2 protein-coding genes are annotated in these 1,595 nt (G+C 69.8%); both read right to left on the reverse strand.

Features of this window, described 5'->3' with window-relative positions; translation table 11 throughout:
* A partial coding sequence (locus Q0444_RS11955) for a hypothetical protein (RefSeq protein ID WP_299023325.1) occupies positions 1 to 672 on the reverse strand: 672 nt, incomplete at its 3' end.
* The coding region (locus tag Q0444_RS11960; RefSeq protein WP_291079522.1) for a ParB/RepB/Spo0J family partition protein at positions 669 to 1,595 on the reverse strand (927 nt) is incomplete at its 5' end. The genes Q0444_RS11955 and Q0444_RS11960, both read right to left, overlap by 4 nt.

A 1,595-nucleotide genomic window follows, 5' to 3' on the forward strand; every position in this document is an offset into this window, starting at 1 on the left:
CCCGCCGCTCCGGGCCGACACCCCGGACACGGACAGGACCCCCAGCTTCCGGGTGGCGAAGCCCCGCTCGGCGAAGAGCTGATCGAGCGCCCGCTCGACATCCGCCTTCCACAGATGTTCGCTCTCGATCTCGAGCCGCAGGCGCGGGTGGGTCTCGTGGTCCGCGACCACGGTGAAGCCGTGTTCGATCAGGAAGCCGGTCGGCGCGACACACGAGCCTGCCCCGCACATGTCACGTGACGTAATGGACCCCGTGTCCTGGGAGGTGACTCCGAAAGCCTCGATGGCCTTGATTCCGCGGCTTCGGAGATCGACCACCACCGCGTCGAGGAGCGAGGTCCGCGAACCCGTCGGCGCGTCCCGTTCCACGCTCATCCCCGCCAACAGGATCGCATCCGACCCGACCGGGGAGGTCGGGAAACACGCGGCGCGGGGAACCATCCCCGGTGGCGCGTAGAAGGCCGCGCCGGCGGAGTGCTCACCGTTCCGGGCGACCTGACCGCACACACCCCACTCCAAGGAGACATGGGAGATCCAGGCCTCCTTCTCGAACTCGGGGTCACCCGGGGCGGCGTCCCCCTCGTTCCCGTCCGTCTGCCAGTAGACGCACTTGCGTGCGCGAGGTCCGAGTTGGTCCACGGCCGAGAGGTCGAGCGGACGGATGGTGATCATCGTGATGGTCCGGTGGTCCCGCCCTCGAGCAGGGCGAGTACCCGTTGCAGGTCTTCGGTGTCACCCACGTCGATGGTGATCCGACCCTTGCGGCGGCCCATCGTCACGGACACGGAGGTCTCGAACCGGTCCGAGAGACGCCCCGCGACCGCCTCGAGGGCGGGATCGCGGTGGCCACCCCGGGGAGTCGGCCGCCGCGTCGGCTCCGCGCCTCGGGGGTCGCGATTCGCGAGCGTGACGATCTCCTCCGTCGCCCTCACCGACAGGCCCTCGGCGACGATGCGTGCCGCAAGCTCGTCCTGGGCTGCGGCACCGGCTTCCAGAGCGAGCAGCGCCCTCGCGTGTCCTGCCGACAGGACCCCCGCTGCGACCCGCCGCTGCACCGCGGTGGGGAGCTGGAGCAGGCGGATCGTGTTGGTGATGGCGGGGCGGGAGCGCCCGATCCGTAGCGCGAGTTCCGACTGGGTCACGTCGAACTCCTCGAGGAGCTGCTGATAGGCGGCGGCTTCCTCCAAGGGGTTCAGCTGCACCCGGTGGATGTTCTCCAGAAGGGCGTCGCGGAGGAGGTCCTGATCCTCGGTCTGGCGAACGATCGCGGGGACGGCCGTGAGCTGCGCGCGCTGACTCGCGCGCCAGCGTCGTTCGCCCATGATGAGCTGGTAGCGGCCATCCGGCATCTCGCGGACGACGATCGGTTGAAGGAGGCCGAACTCCTTGACCGAGTGGGCGAGTTCGGCGAGCGCCTCCTCGTCGAAGTGCGTCCGCGGCTGCTTGGGGTTGGGATCGATGCTCGACGGCGGGATCTCTCGATACACCGCGCCGGGATCGACCAGTTCGGTGGTTTCACGTGAAACAGCGCCGGCTCGCTCCGGCACCGTGCCCGACGAGCCCGGCTCGACGCCATCCCTCGCGCCGCGGTCCCC

This window comes from uncultured Dietzia sp. (genome assembly GCF_937873725.1).
GTDB lineage: Bacteria > Actinomycetota > Actinomycetes > Mycobacteriales > Mycobacteriaceae > Dietzia.